28 protein-coding genes are annotated in these 26,069 nt (G+C 63.9%); 6 read left to right on the top strand and 22 right to left on the bottom strand.

What is annotated here, in order from left to right:
• Positions 1-15 precede the first annotated feature (15 nt).
• From PGP17_RS07480 to PGP17_RS07440, 9 genes are all read right to left on the bottom strand, one after another.
• A complete protein-coding gene (locus PGP17_RS07480; RefSeq protein WP_270374820.1) occupies positions 16-2,022 on the bottom strand; it encodes an acetyl/propionyl/methylcrotonyl-CoA carboxylase subunit alpha in 2,007 nt (668 codons plus the stop codon).
• Entirely contained in the window at positions 2,019-2,822 is an 804-nt protein-coding gene (locus tag PGP17_RS07475) for a DUF817 domain-containing protein (protein ID WP_442915139.1), read from the bottom strand. Before PGP17_RS07475 ends, PGP17_RS07480 begins: the two co-directional genes overlap by 4 nt.
• Positions 2,823-2,899: 77 nt before the next feature.
• Entirely contained in the window at positions 2,900-3,697 is a 798-nt protein-coding gene (locus PGP17_RS07470) for an enoyl-CoA hydratase-related protein (protein WP_135943317.1), read from the bottom strand.
• A gap of 157 nt (positions 3,698-3,854) precedes the next feature.
• Entirely contained in the window at positions 3,855-4,235 is a 381-nt protein-coding gene (locus PGP17_RS07465; protein ID WP_270374818.1) for a hypothetical protein, read from the bottom strand.
• A gap of 141 nt (positions 4,236-4,376) precedes the next feature.
• Positions 4,377-4,694, bottom strand: a complete 318-nt coding sequence (locus tag PGP17_RS07460) for a hypothetical protein (RefSeq protein WP_270374817.1) — start codon at positions 4,692-4,694, stop codon at positions 4,377-4,379.
• A gap of 128 nt (positions 4,695-4,822) precedes the next feature.
• Positions 4,823-5,347, bottom strand: coding sequence for an NAD(P)H-dependent oxidoreductase (locus PGP17_RS07455; protein WP_270374816.1), 525 nt, complete (start codon positions 5,345-5,347; stop codon positions 4,823-4,825).
• Between the two features lie 143 nt (positions 5,348-5,490).
• Complete coding sequence (locus PGP17_RS07450; protein WP_270374815.1) at positions 5,491-5,775, bottom strand: nucleotidyltransferase family protein; 285 nt, start codon at positions 5,773-5,775, stop codon at positions 5,491-5,493.
• Between the two features lie 265 nt (positions 5,776-6,040).
• Positions 6,041-6,709, bottom strand: coding sequence for a hypothetical protein (locus tag PGP17_RS07445; RefSeq protein ID WP_270374814.1), 669 nt, complete (start codon positions 6,707-6,709; stop codon positions 6,041-6,043).
• A gap of 23 nt (positions 6,710-6,732) precedes the next feature.
• Complete coding sequence (locus PGP17_RS07440; RefSeq protein WP_270374813.1) at positions 6,733-8,340, bottom strand: carboxyl transferase domain-containing protein; 1,608 nt, start codon at positions 8,338-8,340, stop codon at positions 6,733-6,735.
• Positions 8,341-8,482: 142 nt separating this feature from the next.
• Between PGP17_RS07440 and PGP17_RS07435 the strand changes: the two genes are divergently transcribed.
• The 4 genes from PGP17_RS07435 to PGP17_RS07420 all read left to right on the top strand — a co-directional run bounded on the left by PGP17_RS07435 (position 8,483) and on the right by PGP17_RS07420 (position 12,352).
• Positions 8,483-9,304, top strand: a complete 822-nt coding sequence (locus PGP17_RS07435) for a DUF5694 domain-containing protein (protein ID WP_270374812.1) — start codon at positions 8,483-8,485, stop codon at positions 9,302-9,304.
• Between the two features lie 77 nt (positions 9,305-9,381).
• A complete protein-coding gene (locus PGP17_RS07430; protein WP_135943311.1) occupies positions 9,382-10,221 on the top strand; it encodes an enoyl-CoA hydratase-related protein in 840 nt (279 codons plus the stop codon).
• Positions 10,218-10,577, top strand: coding sequence for a GFA family protein (locus PGP17_RS07425; protein WP_135943310.1), 360 nt, complete (start codon positions 10,218-10,220; stop codon positions 10,575-10,577). The genes PGP17_RS07430 and PGP17_RS07425 overlap by 4 nt, the downstream gene beginning before the upstream one ends.
• On the top strand, positions 10,574-12,352 hold the full coding sequence (locus PGP17_RS07420; RefSeq protein WP_270374811.1) for a patatin-like phospholipase family protein: 1,779 nt from the start codon (positions 10,574-10,576) through the stop codon (positions 12,350-12,352). Before PGP17_RS07425 ends, PGP17_RS07420 begins: the two co-directional genes overlap by 4 nt.
• On the opposite strand, the gene PGP17_RS07415 is transcribed toward PGP17_RS07420, so the two are convergent.
• From PGP17_RS07415 to PGP17_RS07385, 8 genes are all read right to left on the bottom strand, one after another.
• Positions 12,353-12,580: a DUF3126 family protein gene (locus PGP17_RS07415; RefSeq protein ID WP_135943309.1), complete on the bottom strand. Its 228-nt coding sequence runs from the start codon at positions 12,578-12,580 to the stop codon at positions 12,353-12,355.
• Positions 12,581-13,224: 644 nt separating this feature from the next.
• The gene (locus PGP17_RS07410) at positions 13,225-14,091 is read right to left on the bottom strand and encodes a hypothetical protein (protein ID WP_158291171.1); all 867 of its coding nucleotides are present in this window, start codon (positions 14,089-14,091) and stop codon (positions 13,225-13,227) included.
• The gene (locus tag PGP17_RS14960; protein ID WP_371872204.1) at positions 14,052-14,225 is read right to left on the bottom strand and encodes a DUF6471 domain-containing protein; all 174 of its coding nucleotides are present in this window, start codon (positions 14,223-14,225) and stop codon (positions 14,052-14,054) included. Before PGP17_RS14960 ends, PGP17_RS07410 begins: the two co-directional genes overlap by 40 nt.
• On the bottom strand, positions 14,176-15,030 hold the full coding sequence (cysE, locus tag PGP17_RS07405) for a serine O-acetyltransferase (protein ID WP_135943307.1): 855 nt from the start codon (positions 15,028-15,030) through the stop codon (positions 14,176-14,178). The genes PGP17_RS14960 and cysE overlap by 50 nt, the downstream gene beginning before the upstream one ends.
• Positions 15,031-15,064: 34 nt before the next feature.
• A complete protein-coding gene (locus tag PGP17_RS07400) occupies positions 15,065-15,655 on the bottom strand; it encodes an NUDIX domain-containing protein (protein ID WP_135943306.1) in 591 nt (196 codons plus the stop codon).
• A 40-nt stretch (positions 15,656-15,695) separates the two neighbouring features.
• Entirely contained in the window at positions 15,696-18,797 is a 3,102-nt protein-coding gene (locus PGP17_RS07395) for an efflux RND transporter permease subunit (protein WP_270374810.1), read from the bottom strand.
• Between the two features lie 2 nt (positions 18,798-18,799).
• On the bottom strand, positions 18,800-19,762 hold the full coding sequence (locus tag PGP17_RS07390; RefSeq protein ID WP_158291170.1) for an efflux RND transporter periplasmic adaptor subunit: 963 nt from the start codon (positions 19,760-19,762) through the stop codon (positions 18,800-18,802).
• A 234-nt stretch (positions 19,763-19,996) separates the two neighbouring features.
• A complete protein-coding gene (locus PGP17_RS07385) occupies positions 19,997-20,677 on the bottom strand; it encodes a TetR/AcrR family transcriptional regulator (protein WP_158291169.1) in 681 nt (226 codons plus the stop codon).
• Positions 20,678-20,817: 140 nt separating this feature from the next.
• On the opposite strand from PGP17_RS07385, the gene PGP17_RS07380 reads away from it, so the two are divergent.
• Positions 20,818-21,444, top strand: a complete 627-nt coding sequence (locus PGP17_RS07380) for a nitroreductase family protein (protein WP_135943302.1) — start codon at positions 20,818-20,820, stop codon at positions 21,442-21,444.
• On the opposite strand, the gene PGP17_RS07375 is transcribed toward PGP17_RS07380, so the two are convergent.
• The 5 genes from PGP17_RS07375 to PGP17_RS07355 form a co-directional block, all read right to left on the bottom strand.
• Positions 21,441-21,935, bottom strand: coding sequence for a hypothetical protein (locus tag PGP17_RS07375; RefSeq protein ID WP_135943301.1), 495 nt, complete (start codon positions 21,933-21,935; stop codon positions 21,441-21,443). The genes PGP17_RS07380 and PGP17_RS07375 overlap by 4 nt on opposite strands.
• Positions 21,936-22,003: 68 nt before the next feature.
• Entirely contained in the window at positions 22,004-22,513 is a 510-nt protein-coding gene (locus tag PGP17_RS07370) for a curlin-associated protein (protein ID WP_135943300.1), read from the bottom strand.
• Between the two features lie 129 nt (positions 22,514-22,642).
• On the bottom strand, positions 22,643-23,107 hold the full coding sequence (gene queF, locus PGP17_RS07365) for a preQ(1) synthase (protein ID WP_135943299.1): 465 nt from the start codon (positions 23,105-23,107) through the stop codon (positions 22,643-22,645).
• A 17-nt stretch (positions 23,108-23,124) separates the two neighbouring features.
• Entirely contained in the window at positions 23,125-24,141 is a 1,017-nt protein-coding gene (locus PGP17_RS07360; protein ID WP_135943298.1) for a PAS domain-containing protein, read from the bottom strand.
• Positions 24,142-24,242: 101 nt separating this feature from the next.
• A complete protein-coding gene (locus tag PGP17_RS07355; RefSeq protein ID WP_135943297.1) occupies positions 24,243-24,704 on the bottom strand; it encodes an Lrp/AsnC family transcriptional regulator in 462 nt (153 codons plus the stop codon).
• Between the two features lie 213 nt (positions 24,705-24,917).
• Here PGP17_RS07355 and ald point away from each other — a divergent pair, with 213 nt between their 5' ends.
• Positions 24,918-26,036, top strand: coding sequence for an alanine dehydrogenase (ald, locus tag PGP17_RS07350; protein ID WP_270374809.1), 1,119 nt, complete (start codon positions 24,918-24,920; stop codon positions 26,034-26,036).
• Positions 26,037-26,069 lie beyond the last annotated feature (33 nt).

Below are 26,069 nucleotides of genomic sequence, written 5' to 3'. Positions count from 1 at the left end.
GGAGACGAATCTGGTTCAGGCCGCGGCCTCTTCGTCCTCGGTCAGAGCCACGAGCACATCGCCGGCCCCGACCTGGTCGCCCGATGAGACGCGGATCTCGCCGACCACACCGTCGCGCGGTGCGGCGAGCGATTGCTCCATCTTCATGGCTTCGAGCACGCAGAGCGTTTCGCCCTTTGTCACCGACTGACCGACCTCCACGTTGATCGACAGCACCTTGCCGGGCATCGGCGCCTTCACCGCCGCCTCCCCGTCCAGGCCTTCGGCCGCCGCTTCGGCGTTGAAGGGCTTCATCAGCACGCTCTCCCCGCGCAGCGAGACCAGCAACCCGTCCTCGACCGTTTCGGCTTCGGCAACCACCTCCTCGGAGTCCACCAGGGCCGCCACATGGCCGAACTCGCGCAGCAGGCTGATGCGCGGCATGTCCAGACGCACGCTGTCATCGCCGACTTCGGCCAGGAAGCCCGCGCCATCCGGCGTCAGGCGCACCTCGATACGCTCGCCCTCGCGATCGAACGCCACGGCCAGATAGGCCGGCGCGTTGACGCGGAATCCGTCGCGCGACGCCCAGGGATCGTTGGCCGGCGGCGTCATCGGGCCGCCGTCCAGATAGGCGAGCGCGGCCATCGCATAGTGCAGCGTCGACACGCCCTCCGGCGCGAGGGCATCAAGATGGGCTTCGATGAAATGCGTGGTCACGGCGCCTGACCGGAAGCCGTCTGAATCCAGCGCCCGGCGCAGGAAACCGGCATTGGTGCGCACCGGATACACGCGGACGTCCTCGTCGATCGCATCGACCAGCCGGTCGATCGCCTCGGCCCGCGTCTCGCCGTGAGCGATCAGCTTGGCGATCATCGGATCGTAGTGGATGGAGACTTCGCCGCCTTCCTCCACGCCGGAATCCACCCGCACGCCACTACCAGGCTGCGGCAGGTCGAGCCGGTGCAGCGGACCGGTCGACGGCAGGAAACCGGTCGCCGGGTCCTCAGCATACAGACGCGCTTCCACGGCATGACCGGACAGCGAGATCGCGTCCTGCTCGGGAACCGAACCGCCCGCAGCCACGCGCAACTGAAGCTCGACCAGATCGTAGCCCGTCACTTCCTCGGTCACCGGGTGTTCCACTTGGAGACGTGTATTCATTTCCATGAAGAAGAAGCCGTCTTCGGTCAGCGGGCCGGAACCGTCCACGATGAATTCGATCGTCCCGGCGCCCACATAGTCGACCGCGCGCGCTGCGCGCACCGCGGCCGAGCACATCGCGGCGCGCACGCCCGGCGTCATACCCGGCGCAGGCGCTTCTTCCAGCACTTTCTGGTGACGGCGCTGCAGCGAGCAGTCGCGTTCGAAGAAATGAACCACGCGCCCGCGGCTGTCGCCGAAGACCTGGACCTCGATATGGCGCGGGTTTGCGATGAATTTCTCCAGCAGCACCCGCTCTTCGCCAAAGCTGGAGGCCGCCTCGCGCTTGCAGCTTTCCAGCGCATCCAGAAAGTTCGCGCCGTCCTCGACCTTGCGCATGCCCTTGCCGCCACCGCCGGCGACCGCCTTGATCAGCACCGGATAGCCGATTCCGTCTGCGGTCTCCTTCAGGAAGGCCGGGTCCTGGTTGTCGCCATGATAACCGGGCGTGACCGGCACGCCGGCCTCCTCCATCAGCGCCTTCGCGCGGTCCTTCAGGCCCATGGCCTCGATCGCTTCGGGGCTGGGGCCGACAAACACCACGCCGGCCTCGCGGCAGGCGCGCGCAAAGCCCGCGTTTTCCGAGAGGAAGCCATAGCCGGGATGGATCGCGTCGGCGCCGGTCTGCCGGGCCGCCGCGATGATCTTGTCGCCGAGCAGATAGCTTTCGCGCGCGGCGGGCGGCCCGAGATGCACCGACTCATCGGCCATGCGTACATGGGGCGCCTGCGCATCCGCGTCGGAATAGACCGCAACGGTGGCGATGCCCATGCGCTGGGCGGTCCGCACGATACGGCAGGCGATTTCGCCGCGATTGGCGATGAGAAGTTTCTCGATCATGGCGTCTCTTCTCTGTCCGGCGGGCCCGCGCGCTGAACTGCCGCGACGAGCACGAAGCTGATGATCATGAGCAGGTACCACGATCCCAGCTTGGCAAGCGAGACCGGGGTCCACCCCTCATGCTGGCCCGGATAGGTCCAGGCCCTGGCGTAGGTGCCGAGGTTTTCGGCAAACCAGATGAAAAGTGCAACCAGAACCAGCCCGAGCAGCAAGGGCATGCAGCGGTGTGCGCGGTCGGGCCGGAACCAGATGATCGACGGCCCGTACAGGAGCGCGCTGACCGCAAACAGGCCCAGCCGCACGTCCAGCGTGTAGTGATGGGTGAAGAAGTTGATGTAGATGGCAAGCGCCAGCAGGCCTTGCGCCCACAGCGGCGGAAAACGGTCGAAGCGAAAATCGAACAGCCGCCAGACGCGCGCGAGATAGCTGCCAACGCTCGCATACATGAAGCCGGAAAACAGCGGTACGCCGGCAATCACGAGTATGGCCTCGCCCGCCTCAGGATAGATCCAGCTCCCGACCGCGACCTTGAAGATCTCCATCGCCGTGCCGACCGCGTGGAAGACGGCAATGACGCGCACCTCCGCCCAGCTTTCCAGGCGGGTCGCGATCATGACGGCCTGGATAGCGATCGCCGCGAGCGTGATGACGTCGTAGCGCGCCAGGGCCGCTTCGGCGGGATAGAAAAGGAAGCTCGCGACGAGTACGCCCAGCATCAGCGCGCCGAACAGGCACGCCCAGCCCTGCTTGATCCCGAAGGCGAGAAATTCGAACAGGGCCAGCGTGACCGGCCCGCGCACCACCCGGTCGCGAAGAGCTTCGCGCCGGGCGTGCAGCCAGGTTTCGAGGCCGCGCAGCCTGCCGTGATGTCCGGGGTCTACTGCGCCCAACGCGGCTGGCGCTTTTCAAGGAAGGCGGACAGGCCCTCGCGGCCCTCTTCGCTGGCGCGGCGGTCAGCAATGCGCCGGGCCACGTCGTGCAGCAGCGAGTCATCGATCTCCTGGCCCGCAACCGCGTCGACCAGCTCCTTGGCCGCATGAACCGCCCCGGGCGCCGCGCCGAAGGCGAGCTGGGCGAGATGCTCCATCATGTCATCCAGCTCGTCCACGCTCTCGACGGTATACTGGGCGAGGCCGATCTTCTCGGCGAACGTGCCGTCAAAGCTCTCACCCGTAGCAAACAGGGCTTTGGCCCAGCGCGGGCCAATGGCGCGCACGACGAAGGGCGAGATGGTTGCCGGCGTCAGGCCGAGGCGCACTTCGGAAAACCGGATCTTGGCGTCCTTGACGGCGACGGCCACGTCGCACGCGGCCATCAGCCCGGCGCCGCCCCCCATCGCAGCCCCCTGCACCAGCGCCACGGTCACCTGCGGCAGCTCATGCAGGCGGCGCAGCATATTGGCCAGGCCCAGCGCGTCTTCGACATTGTCGCTATGGGTCCAGTCGGCGGCGGCCTGCATCCATTCGAGATCCGCTCCGGCCGAAAACGTCTTGCCGGCGCCGCGCAGGAAGACGATGCGTACCTGCTCGTTGGCGCGCAGTGTCTCGAAGATATCGGACAGGCGCGCAATGATGTCGGCATTGAAGGCATTGTGCTTGTCGGGCCGGTTCAGCGTAATGATCGCCGTACCTGCCCGGGTTACGTTCAATTGAACCTCTTCGTGCACGTCGCTCATCTTGCAGGACTCCTTCTTCGGGCCGGTGACTTCGGCAGGAAGTGAGCTTTAGGATACGCGCGCGCTCGCGCCAAGCCACGATGGTCAGAGCGCAAACGAAAACCGCCGCCCCGGAACGGAGCGGCGGCTTGAATTCGGACCGATGGTCGGTGTGCGTCTAGTCGCCGCGGAAGATCAAGGCCTTGATCATCGACAGGATGGTGATGGCGACCAGGTAGAAGATCGCCAGGAAGGCGACATATTGCCAGAAGCCGGTATTGGTTACTTCCGGCATCACGAAGCTTTCGCCCTCGCGAACCATCGGAAGGACCCGGTCGACGACCACGTGAACGACCGTTCCGACAATCGTGAAAATCAGGATGGCGCCATAGGCCTGCATCACCAGAGCCATGACCAGCGCAATCACCCCGGCCTGGATGCCGAAATGAACCCAGTTGACCGAGCCGTCTGCGGCCAGCGGTCCGTACATTTCAAGGCCCGTGTAGAGCCAGTTCCACACCGGTTCGATGTAGACCCAAATCTGATCGACGAATTCCATAGTGTTCCCCTCCAACACGGCTCTAAGGCCGACGATGGGGCGAACACTGCCAAACTATTAACGAAATGCCAACGTTTTTCCGGGCGTTAACCCTATTCTTTCAAGGGTCACACTCCGTGGCCGGACGAGGTGAAACCCCGTCTAGCGCTTGAATATCAGATGCTTGATGACCCCGAGAACCGAGATCAGGATCAGGTAGCCGATCAGAAGGAGCAGGACCTGTTCCCAGAAATCCACTTCGAATAGGGGCGGAAGCCGCAGATCGGACCCGTTCGCAAAAACCGGCGCGAACACATCGATCAGGATGTGGAACACGGTCGCGGTCAGCGCAAATGCGGGCACGCTCTTGCCATCGGGCAGCATCAGCACCGCGAAAAGCAAGATGATGAGGCCGCGCAGATGATTGACCTCAGCGAAGCCGGCGCGCGCATACTCTATGGCAGCGGTCACGTATTCCATTGCCCCGGTCCCCCTCCTGCCCGTGTCGCGGACAGATTAGCCAAATCGGCTGCGTCTCGCCAGCTGCCACTTGACGATTTCGACGAATTGTCGGGACCGGACTTTCGCGCCGCCGGGCGGTTACGTCCTCAGCCGCCTTTGCGTCCGAGCGCGCTGGCCTTCGCCAGAAGCCGCTCGCGGCGCTGCGCGCTGCCTTGGACATTGCCGAAGATCGAATGCCGCACAGGCTTGAAGCCGGAGATGCGCAGAATGCCCTTCTCCAGCGCCTTCAGCGAATGGCCGCCGAAGACGAGCCGGTAGGCGAGGCCCGGCATGCCCATCGTCACCACGATGCGCGCCGACTTGCCCTTCATCTTCTGGGCGGGCCACCGCCCACCGTCCTTGACGGTTTCGAGGAAGAAATTCTGCCGGCCCAATTGCTCCAGAAACGCTTTGAGCTTCGCCGGCATGGTGCCGAGCCAGAGCGGATAGATCAGCACGAGGTGATCGGCCGCGCTGACGGCCGCCTGCGCCTCGGCCACGGCCTCGGGCGGTGCCGAGCTGAACTGATGGCCCGCCTCACGCGCGCCGGCCGCATACGCCTCGCACAGCGCCGCACAGAAATGACCTGGGTCGGGGTCAGGGTGACCATTGATAAGCAGGATGTTGGTCATTGGGGGCTTACCTTCTCGTACCACCAGCTCGAAGTTTAGCACGCCGTACCCACACCTCTGGCTGGGGCGAATTGGCGCGGCCAATGTCAATGACAAGGCGGCAGAACGAATGAGGCATCGTCGGGCAGAGGCCAGCGGTAGGACTAAGCGGGCACCGCTTCGGCAAAAATACGGTCACGAAGCCGGGGATGCACACTGTCGCGCGTCATGCTGTCGACCTTGAGTCCGAGCCGCTCCACGAGGAAGTCATCGACATGAGCGAGGTCGAACAGTGTCGGTCCCGTTTCGAAATCCACAATGAGATCGAGATCGCTGTCCGGCCGCGCCTCGCCGCGCGCGTGCGAGCCGAACACGGCAATGCCCGTTACGCCAAAACGCCGGCGCAGCTCGGGCTTCAAGGTCTTCAGCTTTTCGATCATGGCGTTCATAGCGGTGATTGTAGCGCGGGATCGGCCGGGCGATAAACGCCGTCGATCCGCGAGGCGCCGAAACAGGTATCTCGCGCGGCGCTCGCTAGTGGTCTCGCACCGCCCCACTCAGAAATGCCCCGGATCGCGGTCTGGATGGCCGGTGACAACGAAGGATGAAGCTTATGGGATAGATTTACGGATAGCGAAAAATGAAAAGACAATCACGACTAAGCATTATGTAAATCAGGTGGATAATCTTATGGATTCAGACTTAGGTACTTTTTTAACTTCTGTTTACAGTTTTTCTGGTGTTTTCAACTAAGTCTTTCCAACTTCTCTCAAGATCACTTGAAGATGATCCGGAAGCACGAGATACATTCGCACCTTTTTCACACAGAAATTCACCTACTTCATCGAGAGTACCCATCACATATCGAAGAGTGGCCTCCGTTTTGGACAAACTCTTATCTGATTGAGAGTATAACATCACCACGCTGTGAAGTGCTTCTCGATATGCATTAAACCCATGATAAAACTCAATAATATACTTCGAAGATGGAAGAGACAATTGCGCTACATTTGGAGCCCAATCTAGCAACTTTTCACAGTTTATCGAACTCTGAATACCGGCATTTCTGATTAAAATATCGGGCACAATAGAAGGTATATCGTCAAGTTCCTTATCCAAAAAACAGCGAAAATGCGCCATTTTAGATTGTATTACGATAATGAATTGCTCTGAAGCAAGTAGATTTGCTTTTGCATTCACCTCTTGTTTGCGTTCTGATGCACCAAATAGAAAAACTGCAACACCCCCGCTCAATGCAGCACCGAGCGCTGCGCCAAGCAATGCCGACGCGTCTATTGGAACTTCTGCCCGCAATAAAGCTATAGACAATACAATGAAGTAGGCAGATATAGAAACTATAATAATATAATTATATAAGCTCATTTCGACATTGCCTCGCCTCGCCACTACATCCTGAACACGCCGAACCGCGTATCCTCGATTTCCCGGTTCAGGCAGGCCGACAGGGCGAGCGCGACGACGCTTCTTGTGTCGCGCGGGGCGATCACGCCGTCATCCCACATCCGCGCGGTGGAGTAATAGGGCGAGCCCTCCGCCTCGTATTTATCCCGGATCGGCGACTTGAACGCCTCTTCCTCTTCGGCCGGCCAGTCTTCGCCGCGCGCTTCAAGATTGTCGCGCTTGACCGTGGCCAGCACGCTCGCGGCCTGCTCCCCGCCCATGACGGAGATGCGCGCATTCGGCCACATGAACAGGAAGCGCGGCCCGAAGGCGCGCCCGCACATGCCGTAATTGCCCGCGCCGTAGGAGCCGCCGATGATGACGGTGATCTTCGGGACCTTCGCGCACGAGACCGCAGTGACCAGCTTGGCGCCGTCCTTGGCGATGCCGCCGGACTCGTATTTGCTCCCGACCATGAAGCCGGTGATGTTCTGCAGGAAGAGCAGCGGGATCTTGCGCTGGCAGCACAGCTCGATGAAGTGCGCGCCTTTGAGCGCGCTTTCGGAGAACAGGACGCCGTTATTGGCGATGATCCCGACCGGCATGCCGTGCAGGCGGGCAAAGCCGCACACCAGCGTCTCGCCGTAGAGCTTCTTGAACTCGTCAAATTCAGAGCCGTCGACCAGGCGCGCGATGATCTCGCGCACATCGTAGGGCGTGCGCACATCGGCCGGGACCACCCCGTCAATCGTGTCGGGATCGACCCGGGGCTCGCGTGGCTCGGCGATATCGAGCTGGGTGCGCTTGGTCGTGTTCAGATTGCCCACGATGCGCCGCGCGATCTGCAGCGCGTGATCGTCATTGGCCGCATAGTGGTCGACCACGCCGGACTCGCGTGCGTGCACGTCCGCCCCGCCCAGATCTTCCGCAGAGATGACCTCGCCCGTCGCAGCCTTGACCAGCGGCGGGCCGCCCAGAAAGATCGTGCCCTGCTTGCGCACGATGATGGTCTCGTCGCTCATCGCCGGCACATAGGCGCCGCCTGCGGTGCAGGAGCCCATCACCGAGGCGATCTGGGGAATGCCTTCGGCCGACAGATTGGCCTGGTTGTAGAAGATGCGGCCGAAATGCTCGCGGTCGGGGAAGACTTCGGCCTGGTGGGGCAGGTTCGCCCCCCCGGAATCGACCAGATAGACGCAGGGCAGCCTGTTCTCGCGCGCGATCTCCTGCGCCCTGAGGTGCTTCTTGACCGTCATCGGGTAATAGGTGCCGCCCTTCACGGTGGCATCGTTGCACACGATCATGACTTCGCGCCCCGCCACGCGGCCGATACCGGTGATCATGCCCGCCCCGTGCACATCGCCCTCATACATGCCGTTGGCCGCCAGCGGGGACAGCTCCAGGAAGGGCGAGCCGGGATCGAGCAGGCGCTGAACGCGCTCGCGCGGTAAGAGCTTGCCGCGGGCCAGGTGCTTTTCCCTCGCGCGCTCATGCCCGCCCTTCGCCGCCTCGCCGGTCCGCGCCTGCAGCTCCTCGACCAGCCGGGCCATCGCCTCGTGATTGGTCTTGAAGGTCTGCGAGGACGGATCGAGCTGGGTGGGAAGCTGGGTCATGACACGGCTTTCAATCTCTGGAACGGTCGGTTGGAAGCGTGATTAGCCTGCCGCGCCCCGCACGCGCAATGGTGTGCATCCGCTTGGCCGTCCGCGCGCATCATTGCTGCAGGACAGCATTTTTCTTCAGGAGGATGACCCCATGCTGACACTTCTCATCGCCGCAGGCATGCTCGCCGCCGCGCAATCCGGCCCGGCGCCCGGCTCCCAGGTAACCGGCTCTCTGGCCACCGACGCCGCGCCCATCGAGGTCATGGTGCTGGGCACCTATCACTTCACCGGCGGCGGGCAGGATCTGCACAATGCCGACGTGGACGACCACCTCGCCCCCGAACGCCAGCGCGAGATCGAGGCGGTGGTCGATGCGCTCGCCAGCTTTGACCCCGACAAGATCATGGTCGAGCTCACCCCCGAACACGAAGCCGGGTTCAACGAGACCTACCGCGCCTATCGCGCCGGCGAGCACACCCTCACCGTGAACGAGCGCCAGCAACTCGGCATGCGTCTGGCCGCCCGGCTCGGCCATGAGCAGCTCTATGCGGTCGACTATCAGAACGGGATGGATTTCGAGGCGATGCTGGGCGCGGCACAGGCGAACGAACAGGACCGCCTGCTCGCCGAGTTCGAGAATTTCAACGCACGCATCCCCGCGATGATGAGCCGCTTCGAGACCGGGCCCGTCAGCGAACGCCTGCGTGGGGCCAACGCGCCGGAGACCGCGCAATTGCATTCCGTCTACCTGACCCTGGCCCAGATGGGATCTGTGGAGGACCCGGTCGGCGCACACCAGATGGGCAACTGGTGGGAGCGCAACCTCGTGATCTTCTCGCGCATCGCCGCGCACAGCGAGCCGGGCGAACGGATCCTGGTGATCTACGGGTCGGGCCACACCTACCTGCTGGAGCAATTCTTCGGCGAGGCGCCGGGCTTCGATCTGGTCGATCCGCTGAGCATCCTGCCCTGACCGGTTGACGACGGCGCTTGTTGAAGCGGCTCCGGGTCGGGCATGATCGCTTGCGAACACGCACGCGAGGAGGCCTCATGCCCGACTACACCAGTTTCGCGCTCAGCGAAGACGGCCCGATTGCCCGCATCACCCTGAACCGGCCGGACAAGCGCAACACGATGATCCCCGCCTTCTGGCGCGAACTGCCCGAGGCGGTGCTCGCCCTCTCCGATGCCGGCAAGACGCGCGTTCTCATCCTGGAGGCGCAGGGTCCGGTCTTCACCGCGGGTATGGATGTCTCGGTCTTCACCGATCCCAATGCGCTGAAATCGGATACGGCCTCGATGCGCGAGGCCTTTATGACGGCCGCGCTCTCGCTGCAGGACGCCTTCACGGCGTTCGAGCGCGCGCGCTTCCCGGTCATCGCCGCCATGCAGGGGCCTTGCGTCGGGGGCGGGGTGGACATGATCGCCGCCTGCGATCTGCGCTACGCCACGACGGACGCCTGGATGCGGATCGAGGAAACCAATATCGGCATGTTCGCCGATGTCGGCACACTCCAGCGCCTCCCGGACCTCATCCCGCCTGGCATCGCGCGCGAGCTCGCCTACACGGGTGAAAACCTCACCCCCGAACGCGCCGAGCGTCTTGGTCTCCTCAACGGCGTGTTCGAGGACGAGACCGCCCTGCGCGAGGGCGTCGACGCAGTGGCCCGGACAATCGCCTCCAAGCCGCCGCTGACCATTTCCGGCACCAAGCGGTCTTTCCTCTATGCCCGCGACCACACGGTCGCCGACAGCCTGGAGCACGCCATGACGCTGCAGGCCTCGCTCTGGAACAGCGCCGACATCATGGAGGCCTTCGCCGCGCGCAGCGAAAAGCGGGCGGGCGCATTTGAAGACCTGACGCCGGTCAGAAGGCTCGGCTCAGAGTGATCGAAGGGCGTTGCCATTGCACAAGCCTGTCCTGGCGCACGCCAGCGCTTCCCGCGTGGCTGTCGGTGTGCACATGCAGCTTCTGCCGTCGTGCCGGGGTGTTGTGGGGCGAAGTCGCCGCGGACACCGCCCAGCTCCGCGACGAGGCGGGCACGGCCACCCGCTACCTTCGCGAGAACGCCACGCTGGCTTTTGTCTTCTGCTCAGCCTGCGGCAATCTCAGCCACTGGGAGAGCCTGACCGGTCCGGTTCGCCTCAAGCTGAATTTCAGGCTCGCCGATCCGGCATTGCTTGAAGGGCTGAATGTCCGCACATTCGACGGTGCTGACAGCTTCACCTATCTAGACACACCATGATGCCCCCCCTCAATCTCGGCTTCCTGCCTTTCCTGAACCGCGTCGAAAAGGCCGCGCTCAATGCGGTCGAGGCCGAGGTGGAATGGTTCTGCCTTCCGGCCGGCCAGACCCTGTTCGACGCCGGCGATCCGGCCGACGCCTTCTATCTCGTCCGCTCCGGCGCGCTGGCCGCCTTCCATACCGGCCCGGACGGGCGTCCGGAGCTGGTGGGCCATATCCGCCAGGGCGAACCGGTCGGCGAAATGGCGCTGATGGAGGACCGCCCTCACACTGCCAGCGTCTACGCCTTGCGCGATTCAGAGCTGGTGCGCCTGCCCAAGGCGACCTTCCACCGCCTCACCCGGCGCCATGCCTCGCTGATGCAGGAGCTGGCGCGCATGATGCTCTACCGCCTGCGCGGCGGGGAGTTGCGTGCGCGGACCGAGCCGAAAGTCTTCGCTCTCATCGCCACAAGCCCGACCATCGACCTTGCCGAACGCGCAAGGTCGCTGCGCGACGCGCTCGCCGCGACCGGGCGCAGCTCGGTCATCCTGGACGAGGATGCGGCCGGGTGGCCGGGAACGCGCCTCGATGCGTTCGAGGACGAGAACGATATCGTTTTCCTCTGCGCGAAGCTGTCCGAAGCAAACTGGGCGAGGCGCGCCATGGGCCGGGCCGACCGGATCTGGGTGCTGGCGCGCGCCGACGCGCACCCGTCCGTGCCTCTCATGCCGGACGATGCCAGCCCGGCCGCCAAGCTGAAGCTGATCGACGTGGTCATGCTCCACCATGGCGGCGACAGGCCCGGGGCCGGCGCGCGCGCATGGATCGAGGCTGCCGACGCGGCGCGCTGCTTCCACCTGCGCCAGGGGCCCAATGAACGTGAAGACTATGCCCGGCTGGCCCGGATCATTGCCGGCCGCTCGATCGGGCTCGTGCTGTCGGGCGGAGGCAGCCGGGCCTACGCCCATGTCGGCGCGATCCGCGCTTTTCGCGATGCGGGCATCCATTTCGACGTCACCGGCGGCGCGTCCATGGGCGGGATCATCGCGGCCGGCATCGCCATGGGCTGGAGCCAGGACGAGATGGAGGACCGGATCTACCGCGCCTTCGTCCAGACCAGCCCGCTCAATGACTGGGTCCTGCCGGTCGTGGCCCTGACCAAGGGACGCAAGGTCGACCGGCGCCTCGACGAACATTTCGGCGACGCCCTGATCGAAGATCTGGTCCGGCCCTTCTTCTGTGTCTCGTCCAATCTGAAAGACGGATCGACCCATCTTCACCGCACCGGCCGGCTCAGCCATGCGCTGCGCGCCTCTATCTCCGTACCCGGCCTGCTCCCGCCGGTCACCGATGGCGAGAACGTGCTGGTCGACGGCGCCGTCTTTTCCAATTTTCCGGTAGACCAGCTGCGCGCGCTTCACCGCGGCGTCAATGTCGGCAGCGACGTCACGCGCAATATCGGCCTGGATCCGCAGGACTTCATCAACCCGCCGGGCTTCTTCAGGTGGATGATGCGCCACGGCCTGTCCGATCCCCCGCCCATCGCCTCGCTGCTGATGCGCGCGGCGACGGTCGGCGTGATGGAGCAACACGCGCAGACGCATTCGGAGGTGGACCTTCTGGTCCTGCCCGAACTCGATATCGAATTGAGGGAATGGCGCCGCTTCGACGAAGCGGTGGAGGCCGGCTACACCGCCGCGACCCGATTGCTGCGCGACACCGACAGCACCGTTCTCGACCGGCTCAAAGGCAAGGCGGGGCAGACCGTGCCGGTCCGCCCCGGCGAGACTTGATCAGAGATCGGCCAGATCGATGTCCAGAACGATGATCTCGAAGGCGTAGGAGGTCTCGCCCTCTTCCACGTTCTTCGACACCACGCCCAGACACTCGGCGCCCTTGTAGATTTCGGCGCATTCGTCGGGACGCTGGCGCAGCTGGACGCGCAGCTCCGGGTTCAGCTTGCCCTGAAGGAAGGTTTCGACCTTGGCGGCTTCGTCGCGATTGAAAACGGGAGCGTTCACGGGGCTATTTCGCCTCTCTTGGCTGGATCGGGTTGGGGAAGAATAAGGCGCGCACACTAGCGCGCAAGCACATCCGATCAACCGGGCAAAACGGTAGAGGACATCGCAAGGGGCGCAGGCCGATCACCAAGGCCCAGACGTTCATCGCCGAAGAGCAGACGCTGGTGTGCTCCCCTGCTTGCGGGGAGCTGTCGCGGCCGCAGGCCGTGACTGAGGCGGCATGCGCCCGTCGATCCCGCCCCCTCCGTCCCTCGGGGACACCTCCCCCGCAAACGGGGGAGGACATCGCAGAGGTCAGCCGATGATCACCAAACCAGGACGCCGGTGTGCTCCCCTGCTTGCGGGGGAGCTGTCGCGGCCGCAGGCCGTGACTGAGGGGGCATGGCCCGACGATCCCGCCCCCTCCGTCCCTCCGGGACACCTCCCCCGTAAACGGGGGAGGACATCGCAGAGAACGCAGAATAATCGCCAAAGCACAGACGTTCATCGCCAAAGCGCAGACGCCGGTTTGCTCCCCTGCTTGCGGGGGAGCTGTCGGTGAAGCCGACTGAGGGGGCACGCGCCCTACCGGCCTTATGTAGCAAGCAAACCAAGCATGCTACGGGCCTTCGGGAAGCGGAATGATAATTAAGCTGCTCGTAGCCCTAGCTGGCTCGATTGTGCTTTTTGTAGGGGCCGAAATTTACAGACATTCCGTCTGGCCCAATAGCATCACACATGTTGTGAAAGATCGTGCGACGGGTGATGCCAAAAATGTCGTGATAGATGAGAATGCCAGCTACGTGCGCCGAACCGCCGTTCTGCACAATGGAGGCAGATTTTCTGCCAAACGTCGCGGCCATATTTATTCGCTCGACTTGGCCGGGGAAGACAACGCCTTGCTTGGTAGCGGGGCTGCTCTCTTCGGTGAGGGTAATTTTGACGGCTTCCCCAGCCTCAAAAACACGGTAGCGGCAAATAACTCTCTTAACGAAGCATGGGGTTTGGCCGTGGTTCTCAATAAGAATAACAAATTGCCCTGGCTTATCCGTGGTTGGGTGGACGATGTCGGAAAAGCGAAGGGATATGTAAGCGCGGAGCGTTTGTCGGTTGGCGAGCCGCGTTTCGTCGAGCGTTTCGCTGGTGACGCGCGACATAGCGCGCGTTTCCCGCAGCGTTTCAAAGATCAGAGCAACGCCGCCAACGCTGACGATGATCCCAATCACGCCGACCCACAAAATCGCATAAGTCCAACTCGACATATCGAGCTGGGCCTGAAGATCGCTTTCGGCGTGCTCTCGATTGTGACGGGCTTCTATCTGCTCAGCAATGCAGGACAAGCGCGCGCTATCGGCTTCGATTGCGCTGCATATGTCATTGGCGTCGGCGTAATATGCATATTGGTTGGCTGCGCCTTCCTGGGCGGCGCGATTTTCATGGTAATATCGCCATGAACTTGTGAAAGCCCAAATTGCGATGGCGCCCATAAAAACTACAAACGCAACTCCTGCGATCCAATAGCTTCGAGACATGCCAACACTAACGCCGCTGTGAACTTACCGCATGAGAGCCTATTGCGGATATTCGGCTCTGTCTCGCTTAGACCACCCCAAGTCCTACTTCCCCTCGTCCAGGGTCTGGTCCATGCGCTTGGCGGGCTCGACACAGGGGCCGCCGACCGGGCGGGCCGGAACACCGGCGACCGTGCAGCGCGCCTGGACAGGCTTCAGCACCACAGACCCGGCAGCAATACGCGCCTCGTCGCCCACGGTGATATTGCCGAGGATTTTCGCGCCCGCGCCGATCAGGACGCCATTGCCGATCTTGGGGTGACGCTCGATGCCCGCCGCGCCGGTCCCGCCCAGCGTGACCTCGTGCAGGATGGAGACATCGTCGCCGATCACGGCGGTTTCACCGATCACGACGCCGGTCGCATGGTCGATCATCAGGCCCTGGCCGATGCGGGCGGCGGGGTGGATGTCCAGCCCGAACCGCTCCGAGATCCGGCTTTGCAGATGGAAGGCGAGCGTCTCGCGTCCCTGCCCCCACAGCCAGTGGGCGATGCGGTGGCTCTGCGTGGCGTGAAAGCCCTTGAAATACAGGAAAGGCTGCAGCAGCGACCGGCAGGCCGGGTCGCGCTCGGCAATGGCCAGCATGTCGGCGGCGGCGAATTCGGCGATGGTCGGGTCCGAGCGCAGGCTTTCATGCACGACATCGTTGATGACGAGGGAGTCCAGCTGGGCATCTTCCAGCTTCGCGGCGATGCGGTGCGCCAGCGCGTCCTTGAAGCCGTCATGGCGCAGGATGGCGGCGTTGACGAAGCTCGCCAGCATCGGCTCTTCGGCTGCGGCACTGGCCGCTTCGACGCGAAGCCGCGACCAGGCGAGCCTGACCGCTTCCTTGCCGCGCGGCGCGGGCGTGCGAATTCCGTGATCCTCTGCGAGGTTGTCGACCCTGTCGTCCGCGCTCATCACCCAGTCTCCTGCTCTTTTCACGCCGGGGCGGTCATGTGAGTGCCCGCAAAACAGGTGCGGGTAAACTCTCTCTTCGGCGCATGTAGTCAGCCTTGGCCAGCATTGCGACCGTAAAGGCATCACGAATCTCGCCGGTCATCGCAAGATGCAGCGCTTCATCAAAGCTAACACGCCGGCTCTTGAGATCGGCCTCGCTGGCCTCCAGCGCCGTCTCGCCCGCGCTCAGCCCCCAGGCCAGAAAGGCGAAGGCCTGCTCGTCAGTGACCGAATTGGACAGGTCCATCTCCAGAAACAGCGACCAATGCTCAGCGCGGTATCCGGTTTCCTCGGCGAGCTCGCGCTGTGCGCTGACCAGCGGATCGTCAGTCTTCGGTCCGCCGCCCTCGGGCAATTCCCATGAATGGCTGTCCAGGGTGAACCGGTGCTGGCCGACCAGCAGCGTGGTGCCGTCCTCGAAGATCGGCAGGACGCCGATCGCGAAGTTGCGCGGGCTCATCACGCCATAGACGCCCGGCGTGCCGTCTGGCTGGATCACGTCGTATTCGGTCACCGAGATCCACGGATTCTCGTAGGCCGTCCGTTCGGAGAGGATGCCCCAGGGTCCGCGCCGTTGCCTGATCATTGCCGGTTGTCCTTTCGCCTGCCGCGCCGTTCCGGCGCAGTTAGGCCGGTGCCGGTTCGCGATGCAACCGGGCCTCCCCGGACAATCGCACCAGCAGCACAAAGGCGGACGGTGCAAAGATCAGCGCCAGTATGGCCGATCCGCCCACCCCGCCGGCCACCGCGGCTGCGAAGGGCAGCCAGAAGGCATCGCCCTCGATCAGCAGTGGCGCGAACCCGCCAATGGTGGTCAGCGTCGTGGCCAGGATATGACGGGTGGCATCCATCACGGTCTCGCGAATCGCGTCCCGGTCCCCGGCACGGGCTGCCTCGTTGGCCTTCAGCGCGGACAGGACGACGATCGTGCCGTTGATCGACAACCCGACCAGGCCCATCGACCCGACAATGGCGTTGAAGCCGAGCGGCGTGCCGAACAGCCAGACGCCGAACATGGCGAGGCCCACCGACAAGGCGCCGGTCGCAAAGACGATTCCCGCGTAGCGGAAGGAATTGAAGGCGAGCACCACCGCGCCGACCATCAGGATCAGGAGCGGAATGGCGGTCGACATCAGATTCGCCATCGCCTCGCCCTGGCTTTCCGCCTCGCCGCCGACGATCAGCCGGTAGCCCGGCGGCAGGTCTATCTCTGCGGCGTCCAGCCGCTCCATGAACTCAGCCAGAACCGGCGCGGGCAAAGTGAAGGGCAGCAGGAATCCGCGCACCGAGTTGGCGCGCTCGCCATCGACCCGGTAGATCGCGGAAATCTGGGGTTCCAGCGTGACCGGGCCCAGGCTGCCGACCGGCGTCGAGCCGAGGCCACTGCCCGGTGTCAGGCTCAGCGGTGCAGGCGCGATCCGGCCCACCGAATTTCGCCGGTCCTCCGGTGCGATCACCCGAACGGGTAATTCCTGCACGCCTTCCAGGACGCTGCCGCCGAGCGCCCCGCTGAACTCGGCACTGAGCCGGGCCGACAGATCGGACAGGCGCAGGCCGGCCAGGCTCGCCGAAGCCTCGTCGGCGTCCAGGCGCACCACCGGTTCGCCGGGCAGAAGCTGAGCCTCTGTGTAGGTCACGTCCGGCACGCTGGAGAGCACGCCGCGGATCTCGTCGGCCAGGCGGTTCAGGGTTTCCAGTTCCGGTCCCACCAGTTCCAGCTCTATCGGCGCCGGGGTGGGCGGACCCTGCTCGAACGGCAAAGCCAGGAATTGCGTATCGGGAAACGCTTCGCGTGCCTCGCTCTGAAAAGCGCTGACCACGCGGCGCGTGGTCTCCGCATCGCGCGTGCGTACGAAACCGGCCGCATAGTTCGGCCGTCCCGATTGCCCGCCCACCATGTTGTAATAGACCCGCGGCGCGCTCTCTCCCAGAACCCAGCCGACCTGCTCGACGCCGTCCTCGGCCATCAGCATGGCGGTCGCCTCGGCGGTGCGGTTCCGGGTCGCTTCCAGAGAGCTGGCCGGCGGCAGGGTCATGCGCAGCTGGAACATGTCGCGCTCGGTCTGCGGGAAGAACTGGCTCGGAAGCGTGGTGGCGGCCGCGATCCCGGCAATGGGCAGCAGGATGCCGAGCGCCAGGCCCAGCATCGGCTGGGCGGTCACCGCATCGAGCACCTTGCGGTAGCCGCGGGCCAGGATCGGCGTACGAAGACCATCGCGCCAGAAGGGCGCGCCCGCCTCCCCGGCCCGCCCGTCGTCGAACCAGGCGGCCAGCGCGAGAATGACGGTGAATGCCAGAATGAAGGAGCTCGCGACCGCGAAGATCACCGAGATGCCGATCATCGAGATGAACTCGCCGGCCACCCCCGGCATGAGCGCGATCGGGGCGAATGCGAAGATCGTCGTGAGCGTCGAGGCGAGCAGCGGGCCGAACAGACTCTTGGCCGCTTTATCCACGGCAGGCAGTCGCTCATAACCTCGGGCCCGTAACAGCCGATAGTCGTCAACGACCACAATGGCGTTGTCGATTAGCAACCCAAGTGCAACAACTAGCCCTGTCACGGACATTTGGTGTAGCGGTTCTCCGTACGTATTAATCAGAAAAAGGCAGAGCAGAACCGTCAGCGGCAAGGCCGATCCCACGATCAGCGCCGAGCGCCAGCCCATCATCAGAAACAGCACCGCGAACACGATCAGGGCCGAGAAAAACAGGTTTTGTGCCAGTCCGAACAAGCGCTTGGTGACATAGTCGGACTGGGCGAAGACGATCTCGACCTCGGGGCCCGGCGTCGCGTCGGCAAAGGCCTGCACCGCCGCCTGCGCCCGCACGTCCCAGCTGTCGACCTGAAGCTCGGGTTCCAGGTAGGCCGCCACGAGAATCGAGCGGCTCCCATCGATCCAGGCCTCTGTTTCTAAAGGGTCTTGAAGCCCGCGCTCCACCCGCGCAATGTCGCCGATACGCACCAGCCCGTCGCCCGACACCCCGCGCAGCGGCACGGCCCGCACCCGGTCCAGCGTGTCGAAGCTGCCGCGGACTTCGACCGTTAGATCAAGGCCTTGGCCTTCAATTCGGCCAGCCGGCGCCTTGGCATCGGACGCGGCCAGCACGGCGGCGACATCGCGCGCGCTGACGCCCAGCGCCGCTGCGGCATCGGTATCGAGGATGACCCGGACCTCTTCCTGCGGCGCGCCAAAAATCTCTACTTCTTCAGTGCCTTGGACATTTCGGAGCCGGTCGGAAAGGTCGCGGGCCAACCGGGACAGAGCGCCATATCCGGCGCCAGCCTCCTCCGGCCAGCTCAAAGCGACGATCAGCGTGGCCGCGCCCATATACTGGCGCACGACCTCGCTCGCCTGCACGGTCTCGGGCAGGCCCGGCTCCGCCGAGGCGACCTGGTCGCGCACTTTCGTCCAGGCCTGCTCGACCCGGTCCTCGCTCAGATCCTCGCGCAAGGCGACTGAAATTATTGAGATATTTGCGCGTGAAATGGAGTCGATCTCATCGATCTCCTCCAGCTGCAGCAAGGCTTCCTCGATCGGTTCGGTGACCAGCGCCTCGACCCGGCGGGCATCGGCACCCGGGTAGACCGTCACGACCCGTCCGAAGCGCTCGACCAGCGTGGGGTCTTCCTGGCGGCCCATGGTCGCCAGCGATGCCATGCCTGCCGCCACGATCAGGAAGAGCATCAGGCCGGTCAGGCGCGGGAAGCGGTAGAAGAGCGTCGCCATCTCTAGGTGCCCTGCCCGGCAGGCACCACGCCCTGACCCGGTGTCACGCGCTGCAGGCCGGCGGACAGCACAAGCGCGCCCTCCTCCACCGCACCGCGAAGATAGACCCGATCCTCCTCTGTATGCAGGATCTCAACCGGCCGCGGTTCCAGCGTGTAAGGCCCGTCACCGCTCAGAACATAAACCGACCAGAGGCCCCGGCGCCCCTCTGCGAGCGCCGTCACGGGCGCCCAGAAGCCGCGCTCATCCAGCCCGGTTTCGAGCACCAGACGCGCCACGGCGCCGGAGGCCGGTGCGCCTTCTTCAAAGCGCAACACCGCCGTGACCGACCGGCTTTGCCGGTCAATAATGCCCGTCACGGCAATCACGCGCGCCTGATATTGCGTGCCGTCTGCCAGCACCGGATACAGCGTCCCGGTCTCAAGCCTCGCCGCTTCACCGGCCGGCAGGCCGATACGCAGCTCCCGTCCCTCTTCTTCCACCAGAGTCAGCACAGGCTGTCCGGCCGGCGCGACCGCGCCCTCGTCGAAGGCACGCGAAGTGATGACGCCGGCATAGGGCGCGTCAAGCCGGGCCAGATCGATCTGGACTTCCAGTACCTCGGCCGCCGCGTCCGCCGCATCTGCCTGCGCGCGCGCCGCCTGCGCGCTCGACTGGGCTTCATCGAGCCGCTGCCGGGAGACATGGCCCTGGTCCACGAGAGTCTGCTGGCGTTGATAGGTGGTCTGGGCCAGATCGGCGCTGGCCCGCGCGGCCCGTGCATCGGCGCGTGCCGCGGCCAGGTTCGCCTCGAGCGCACGCGTGTCGAGCCGCGCCAGGATGTCGCCGGGCGCAACCCGGTCGCCCACATCGACGCCGATTTCGGCGATCCTGCCCGGCATATCGAAACCGAGCGCGCTTTCGCGCCGCGCGGTGACCAAGCCGGAAAAGCGTGTCTGGATTGCCGTTTCGGTGGTATAAGACACCGTCAGGGTGGGAACGGGAAGCGGCGGGTTGTCCCCCCCCTCCGCCGTCCGCGTCGGCGCCGAAGCTGCGCAATGACGTCACGGCCACGACCAGCGCGACGAGGAAAAGCGCTGCAGCGAGAACGCTTAAGGCGAAATTGGACAGGCCGAACCGTCTACCGCGCATGGGGCAACCCTTCTTCCATCACGAAAGGGTTGTATCTCGCTATACGACGTTTGAAAAGTGAACAGCGTTTACTTTTCTTGTTTTTCTGCGAGACGCTGGCGCAGCTTTTCGGTGGCCAGGCCCTTCAGCAATATCTTTGCTTCGAAAGCGATCACATCGTCGAGTGTCAAATGCCCCGAACCGGGCTTGGACTGGGGGTATTCGGGAATGGTGACCGCCAGCATCGTGATGCCGTGGGACAAGGCCCAGACGGACGATGCCGCAAGCGCGCTGTCGCCGGACTCGAACCAGCCGGCATCCATGCTCTCGCGAATGCGGTCCTCGAGATGGGTGGCAGCAGCAAACGCGAAACTGTCCGCGCGCAGCTGTTCGTGCCGAATGATGCCGGAAAAGGCGAGCCGGTAGTGACTGGGCTGTTCGAGACCGGTCTGGACGTAGGCCCGAAGGCAGTCTTCAGACAGTCTGGGCCCTTCCGAGATCGTCTCGGTCACGGCGCGCAGACGTCCCAGCAGCCGCTCGAAGAATTGCTCGCGAATCTCGTCGCACAACGCGTCCTTGGACTCGAAATACTTGTAGAGCGCTGCCGGAGAGTAATCGATGCGCTCGGCGATCCGGCGCATGGAAAGGCCGGCCTCGCCTTCTTCGGCAAAGATTTCCTCTGCGGCGGCGATGATGGAATCGCGCACCTTCAGGCGGCGCCGAGCCGCCGGGCTGAGGTCGGAATCAAGATCGGTCGTATCTGCGCTCATGAAGCTCTCGATCGCGGGTAACCTGGACAGGACGAGACGCGCGGGTGCTTTGCACTTGTCCCTCGCAGGCGGTCTTCTGATATAGCGGGGCAAAGCCCAGACCGTCAAAATTGAACGGCATTCCATAAATGGAGTCGGCTATGTCCGAGACCTATACGCCCGATTTTCCCGAGGCCCCGCAAACCGTCGCGCCGGCCCATCCCAATCGCCAGACGCTCGACCTGCTCGCGCGGCGCCGCTCGACGGTTGCCAAGCTGATGGGCGGTCCCGGACCGGATCCGCAGCAGCTGAACACCCTGCTGCGGCTCGCGGCTCGCACACCCGATCACGGCAAGCTTTTTCCCTGGCGTTTCATGGTCTTCGAAGGCGATGCGCGCGAGCGTTTCGGCGAAATCCTGGAAGCGCGCCTGCGAGAGATCGAGCCGGGCGGGCCCGAGGATCGCTATACGTTCGAGCGGCAGCGATTTCTGAGGGCTCCGCTGGTCGTCGCGGTCATCTCCTCGGTAACGCCCGATCACAAGATACCCGAATGGGAGCAGATTCTCTCCGCGGGCGCCGTCTGTTTCAACATCCTCGTCAGCGCCAGCGCGATGGGGTTTGCCGCTCAATGGCTGTCGGAATGGTATGCCTATGACGAGACGGTGGCCAAGGCCATGAAGCTCGGCCCGCATGAGCGCGTGGCCGGCTTCATGTATATTGGTACGGCCACCGAAGATCCGGCCGAGCGTCCGCGCCAGCCGCCCCGGATCGAACGCTGGTCATCCTAGTGACTGGTCCGGACCCAGACGCGCGACGTCCGGCACAGCAGCCGTCCTGACGCGTCGCGCAGCTCGAGATCGGCATCGACGGGCAGTGCGCGTCCGCCTGTCTCGACGAATCCCGACGAGACCGCGATGGCGCCCGAAGGCTCGAAGCCGATACGCGCGGAGTGGTCTCGTGCCGGCAGACGGGCCGGTCCGCGGGACCATTGTACGCGGGAGAGCTGACGCGCCCGCACGCCAGAACCGTCGACATAGCCTGACTGTTCGGCGGAGAGGCTTTCTCCGTCGCGGTGCTCGACTGCGAGCGTCCAGTAACCGGCGACGCCCGGCGCGGTGTGCGCGCTCAGCGACATCATCTGTCCGGTCGTTTCCGCCTGCAGCCAGCAGGGCGACCCGGCGCCGGGGCTGTCTGGCGCCTGAAGCCGGGGCGTGCTGGCCTGCGCTGAAGCGGTGGTCAGCACCAACGCAGCAAGGGATGCGAGCTTGATCGGGTTCATGGGAATCTCCTTGAATTGATGGCAGGGCGGGCAGGCTGCCCCGGCCGGACCGGGACAGCCTCTCAGGATCAGTGACCGCCCTGGAGGACCAGGGTCACATTCCCGCTGCCGCTCTGGCGCACGTCGGAATACTGGCCTTCGCCAACCTGGATGACGCCGAGCGCGTTGTTCGATCCGCTCTGCGTGGTACGGGCCGTGTGATCGTCGCCGATCTGGGCGACACCAACGATATTGTTGGTTCCGCGCTGGGCGCTGTCGGCCCAGTTATTCCGCCCTTCCTGACCGATCACCACTTCATTGCGACGTCCGTTCTGATCGGCGAAGGCGGTGTTCGCCCGGCCGGATTGAGCGACGCCAACCGCATTGCGTGAACCGTCCTGATAGGTCCGCACATAGTGGGATCCGCCGCGCTGGGAGATCGACAGGCGCTGACGGTGCCCGTCCATGCGCGCAGCGATTTCATTGGAATAGCCCGATTGATCGATCCGCACTTGATTGCGGGCCTGCGCCTCGGCGGCGCTGGACGCACCGGCGAGCCCGACAGCAACCAGGCCGGTGGTGAGAAGAAGTTTCAGCATGTTAGATCGTGCCTCCGTTTGAAACCTGTCCCGCGCCTGTGCGCCGGAACATCTCCAAACTGACTCACCGATCATGAATGCGGTCAGAGTGACGCGTTCACGCCTGCGACAACGAGGTGAACGCGTCGTTCACCCGCGGCCCCGATAGGGCGCAACCCCCTGATCGGGCACCCAGAGTCCCTGCGGGGCCTCGCCCCACTGAGCAAAGACGTCGATGGGGATTCCGCCGCGCGGGTACCAGTATCCTCCGATGCGCAGCCATTTGGGCGCACACTCGTCCACGATGCGCTGGCCGATCATCAGCGTGCACGCCTCGTGGAAGGCACCGTGATTGCGGAAACTCTGGAGGAAAAGCTTCAGCGACTTGGATTCGACGATCCATTGGTCCGGAGCGTAGTCGATCACAAGGTGGGCAAAGTCGGGCTGGCCAGTCACCGGGCAGAGCGAGGTAAATTCAGGGGCCGCGAAGCGGACAAGGTAGTCGGTTTCCGACGCCGGGTTCTCCACGCGCTCCAGCCTCGCATCTTCGGGCCGCGTCGGGGCGTCGGTCTTCGATCCGAGCTGATCCAGCCCGGCATAGCGGTCATCGGTCATGGCGGTAGGCGCCCTGTCTAGCTGGAATAGGGAAAGCGGAGCTTGATCACCGTGCCCCAGTCGCCGCTGTCTATCGTCATTTCGCCATCAAGGCGAGCGACCAGGTCTTTCACGATATGGCCGCCCAGGCCGCTTCCGTTCGGCCACTCGGCCTCGCCAAGCCCCTTGCCATTGTCGCTGACGACGAGTTCAAGCTGATCCTTCGACGTAACGAGTTCAACCGAAACCTTCTTGTCCCTGCCATCGATGCCGGCAAAGGCGTGCTGCAGGGCATTGGTCAGCACCTCGGAGACGACCTGGCCCAGCCGCGCGGCATCCTCAACCGGATAGACGACATCGGTGCCGGTGACATCGAGTTCGACATCGACCTCGTTGGACAGCCCGCTGAGCGCTTTGCAGACCTGCTCGAGATAGACTTGCAGATCGATGGTCTGGGCCTCGGACTTGCGCGCCGCGTCGACCTGCTCATAGAGCAGCCCGATCGTCTCGACCCGCTGGGCGAGCATCGCTGCGGCGGCCTGCGGTTCAAGACGGCTTGCCTGAATGCGGATCAACGAGACGATCATCGACAAATGGTTCTTCACCCGGTGCTGGATTTCGCGCAGCCGCGAATCCAGTTCGCGCGCGCGATCCATGTAGGTTTTCTGATCGCGGTGTTCGTACTGGAAGCCGATGAAATAGATCAGCTCACCGTCCCGGTCGAAGACCGGCGTGATGATCAGCCGGTTCAGAAAGGCCTCGCCATTCTTGCGGTAGTTGACGATATCGACCGCGGCTTCCTGTTTGCGTACGATCGCGTCGCGCAGGCAATGCACGTCGTCAGGGTCGGTGTTTTCGCCCTGCAGAAAGCGGCAATTCTCACCGATCACATCTTCGGGTGCATAGCCGGTGGTCCGCTCGAAGGCGCCATTGACGTAAATGATCGGGTTGTCATCTTGTCGTGGGTCTGTCACCACGAGAGAGACAGGGAGCTGGCCGAGCACCGACTGGGAAATCCCGTCGGGCAGCTCCGATAGCGAAGGCTCAGGCGTCATGCGTTCGGCGTCCTCGTATCCCTGTCTGAAAAAGCCGACGGTATTTTTACCTGTTAACCGGACCAAACCAACCCGTGTTGGCAGCGTGCGGCGCTGTGCCTTTATCCCAGTGGCAACGCCGTCCGCGCGAACACCCGGCGCAACACCATGTTGGACACCAGGCGTGCGACACCGGGCAAGCCGGACAGGCGTTCGCGATGCACGCGCTCATAGTCTCGCGCGTCCCGCACCATGATGCGCAGGATATAATCCTCCGCCCCGGCCATCAGCGAACACTCCATCACCTCTTTTATGTCGGCCACTGCAGCCTCGAACGACTCCATGGTCTCGCGCCTCTGGTTCTCCAGGGTCACGAAGGCCACGACCATCAGCCGCCGGCCGACCGCTTCCGGCTCGAGCAAAGCGACGTAGTTCGAAATCACGCCGCTGGATTCCAGCATACGTACCCGGCGGTGGCAGGCTGACGCCGACAGCCCGACACGCTCGGCCAGGTCCGCATTCGACAAGCGGCCTTCCTCCTGGAGAACGCCAAGAATGGCGTGATCGACAGTATCAAGGCGCATGGCACGACCTCCCGGCAAGCCCGTTTTCGAAGACTGCGCCAACATGGATCAAAAAGCCGGACGTAAACAGAATTTTCTTCGATTATTTAGCACTAAATCGTGCAATTTTGCGTATTTTTGAAGCCTCTTGCGAAGTTTCTTTGTCCGAAATACGGTCTCGCCGATTTTTCAGACGGTGCCCGAGATGGCCCGTTACAGCCACAGGAGCGTGCCATGCGCATCGGGGTCCCCAAGGAAATCAAGGTTCACGAATACCGTGTCGGCCTGACGCCGAACGGCGCTGCAGAGCTCATCTCGGCAGGCCATGAGGTCTTCGTCCAGTCCACCGCAGGCGACGGTGTCGGCTTCTACGACGACGATTACGAGCGGGTCGGCGCGACCATTCTTCCCGACGCCGATGCGGTGTTTGAAAAGGGAGAACTCATCGTCAAGGTGAAGGAGCCTCAGCCCGTCGAGTATCCGCGACTGAAAGAGCACCACACCCTGTTCACCTATCTGCACCTGGCTCCCGACCCCCGCCAGACACAGGGTCTGATGGAGTCCGGCTGCACGGCGATCGCCTACGAGACGGTCGAAGATCGTGAAGGCCGCCTGCCCCTTCTGCGTCCGATGTCGGAAGTCGCGGGCCGGATGTCGGTCCAGGTGGCGGCCGCTGCGTTGCAGAAGTCCAATGGCGGACGCGGCATGCTGCTGGGCGGCGTGCCGGGTGTGGGCCCGGCGAAGGTCATGATCCTCGGCGGCGGCGTTTCCGGCAGCCACGCGGCGGAGATGGCCGTCGGCATGCGCGCGGATGTGACGGTGTTCGATCGCTCCATCTCGAAGATGGCCGAGCTCGATTCCCTCTTCCGTGGCACCATCAGCACGCGTTTCTCGACAAAAGCGGCTCTGGACGACGCTGTGAAGGAAGCCGATGTCGTGATCGGCGCGGTGCTGGTGCCCGGCGCCGCCGCACCCAAGCTGGTGACGCACGACATGGTCAAGACCATGAAAGAGGGCTCGGTGCTTGTCGATATCGCGATCGACCAAGGCGGCTGTTTCGAGACCTCCAGGGCCACCACTCACGACGACCCGACCTACATCGTGGACGGGGTAGTTCACTACTGCGTGGCGAACATGCCCGGTGCCGTGGCGCGCACCTCGACCCTGGCGCTGACCAACGCGACGCTGCCCTTCATGCGCGCGCTGGCCGACAAGGGCACCCGCAAGGCGCTCAACGATGATCCGCTGCTCGCCCACGGTCTGAACGTCGATGCCGGCAAGGTCGCCTACAAGCCGGTCGCCGACGATCTCGGGCTCGATTATGTCAAGCCGTCCTGGCTGACCAGCATCTAGACAGATTTCCTGCGTCTTCAGACAAAAAGCCCG

Source organism: Marinicauda sp. Alg238-R41, from assembly GCF_947331485.1.
GTDB classification, from domain to species: Bacteria; Pseudomonadota; Alphaproteobacteria; order Caulobacterales; family Maricaulaceae; genus Marinicauda; species Marinicauda pacifica.
Note: the sequence above shows the minus strand (reverse complement) of the source record. Positions and strands in the feature narration are given on the sequence as shown.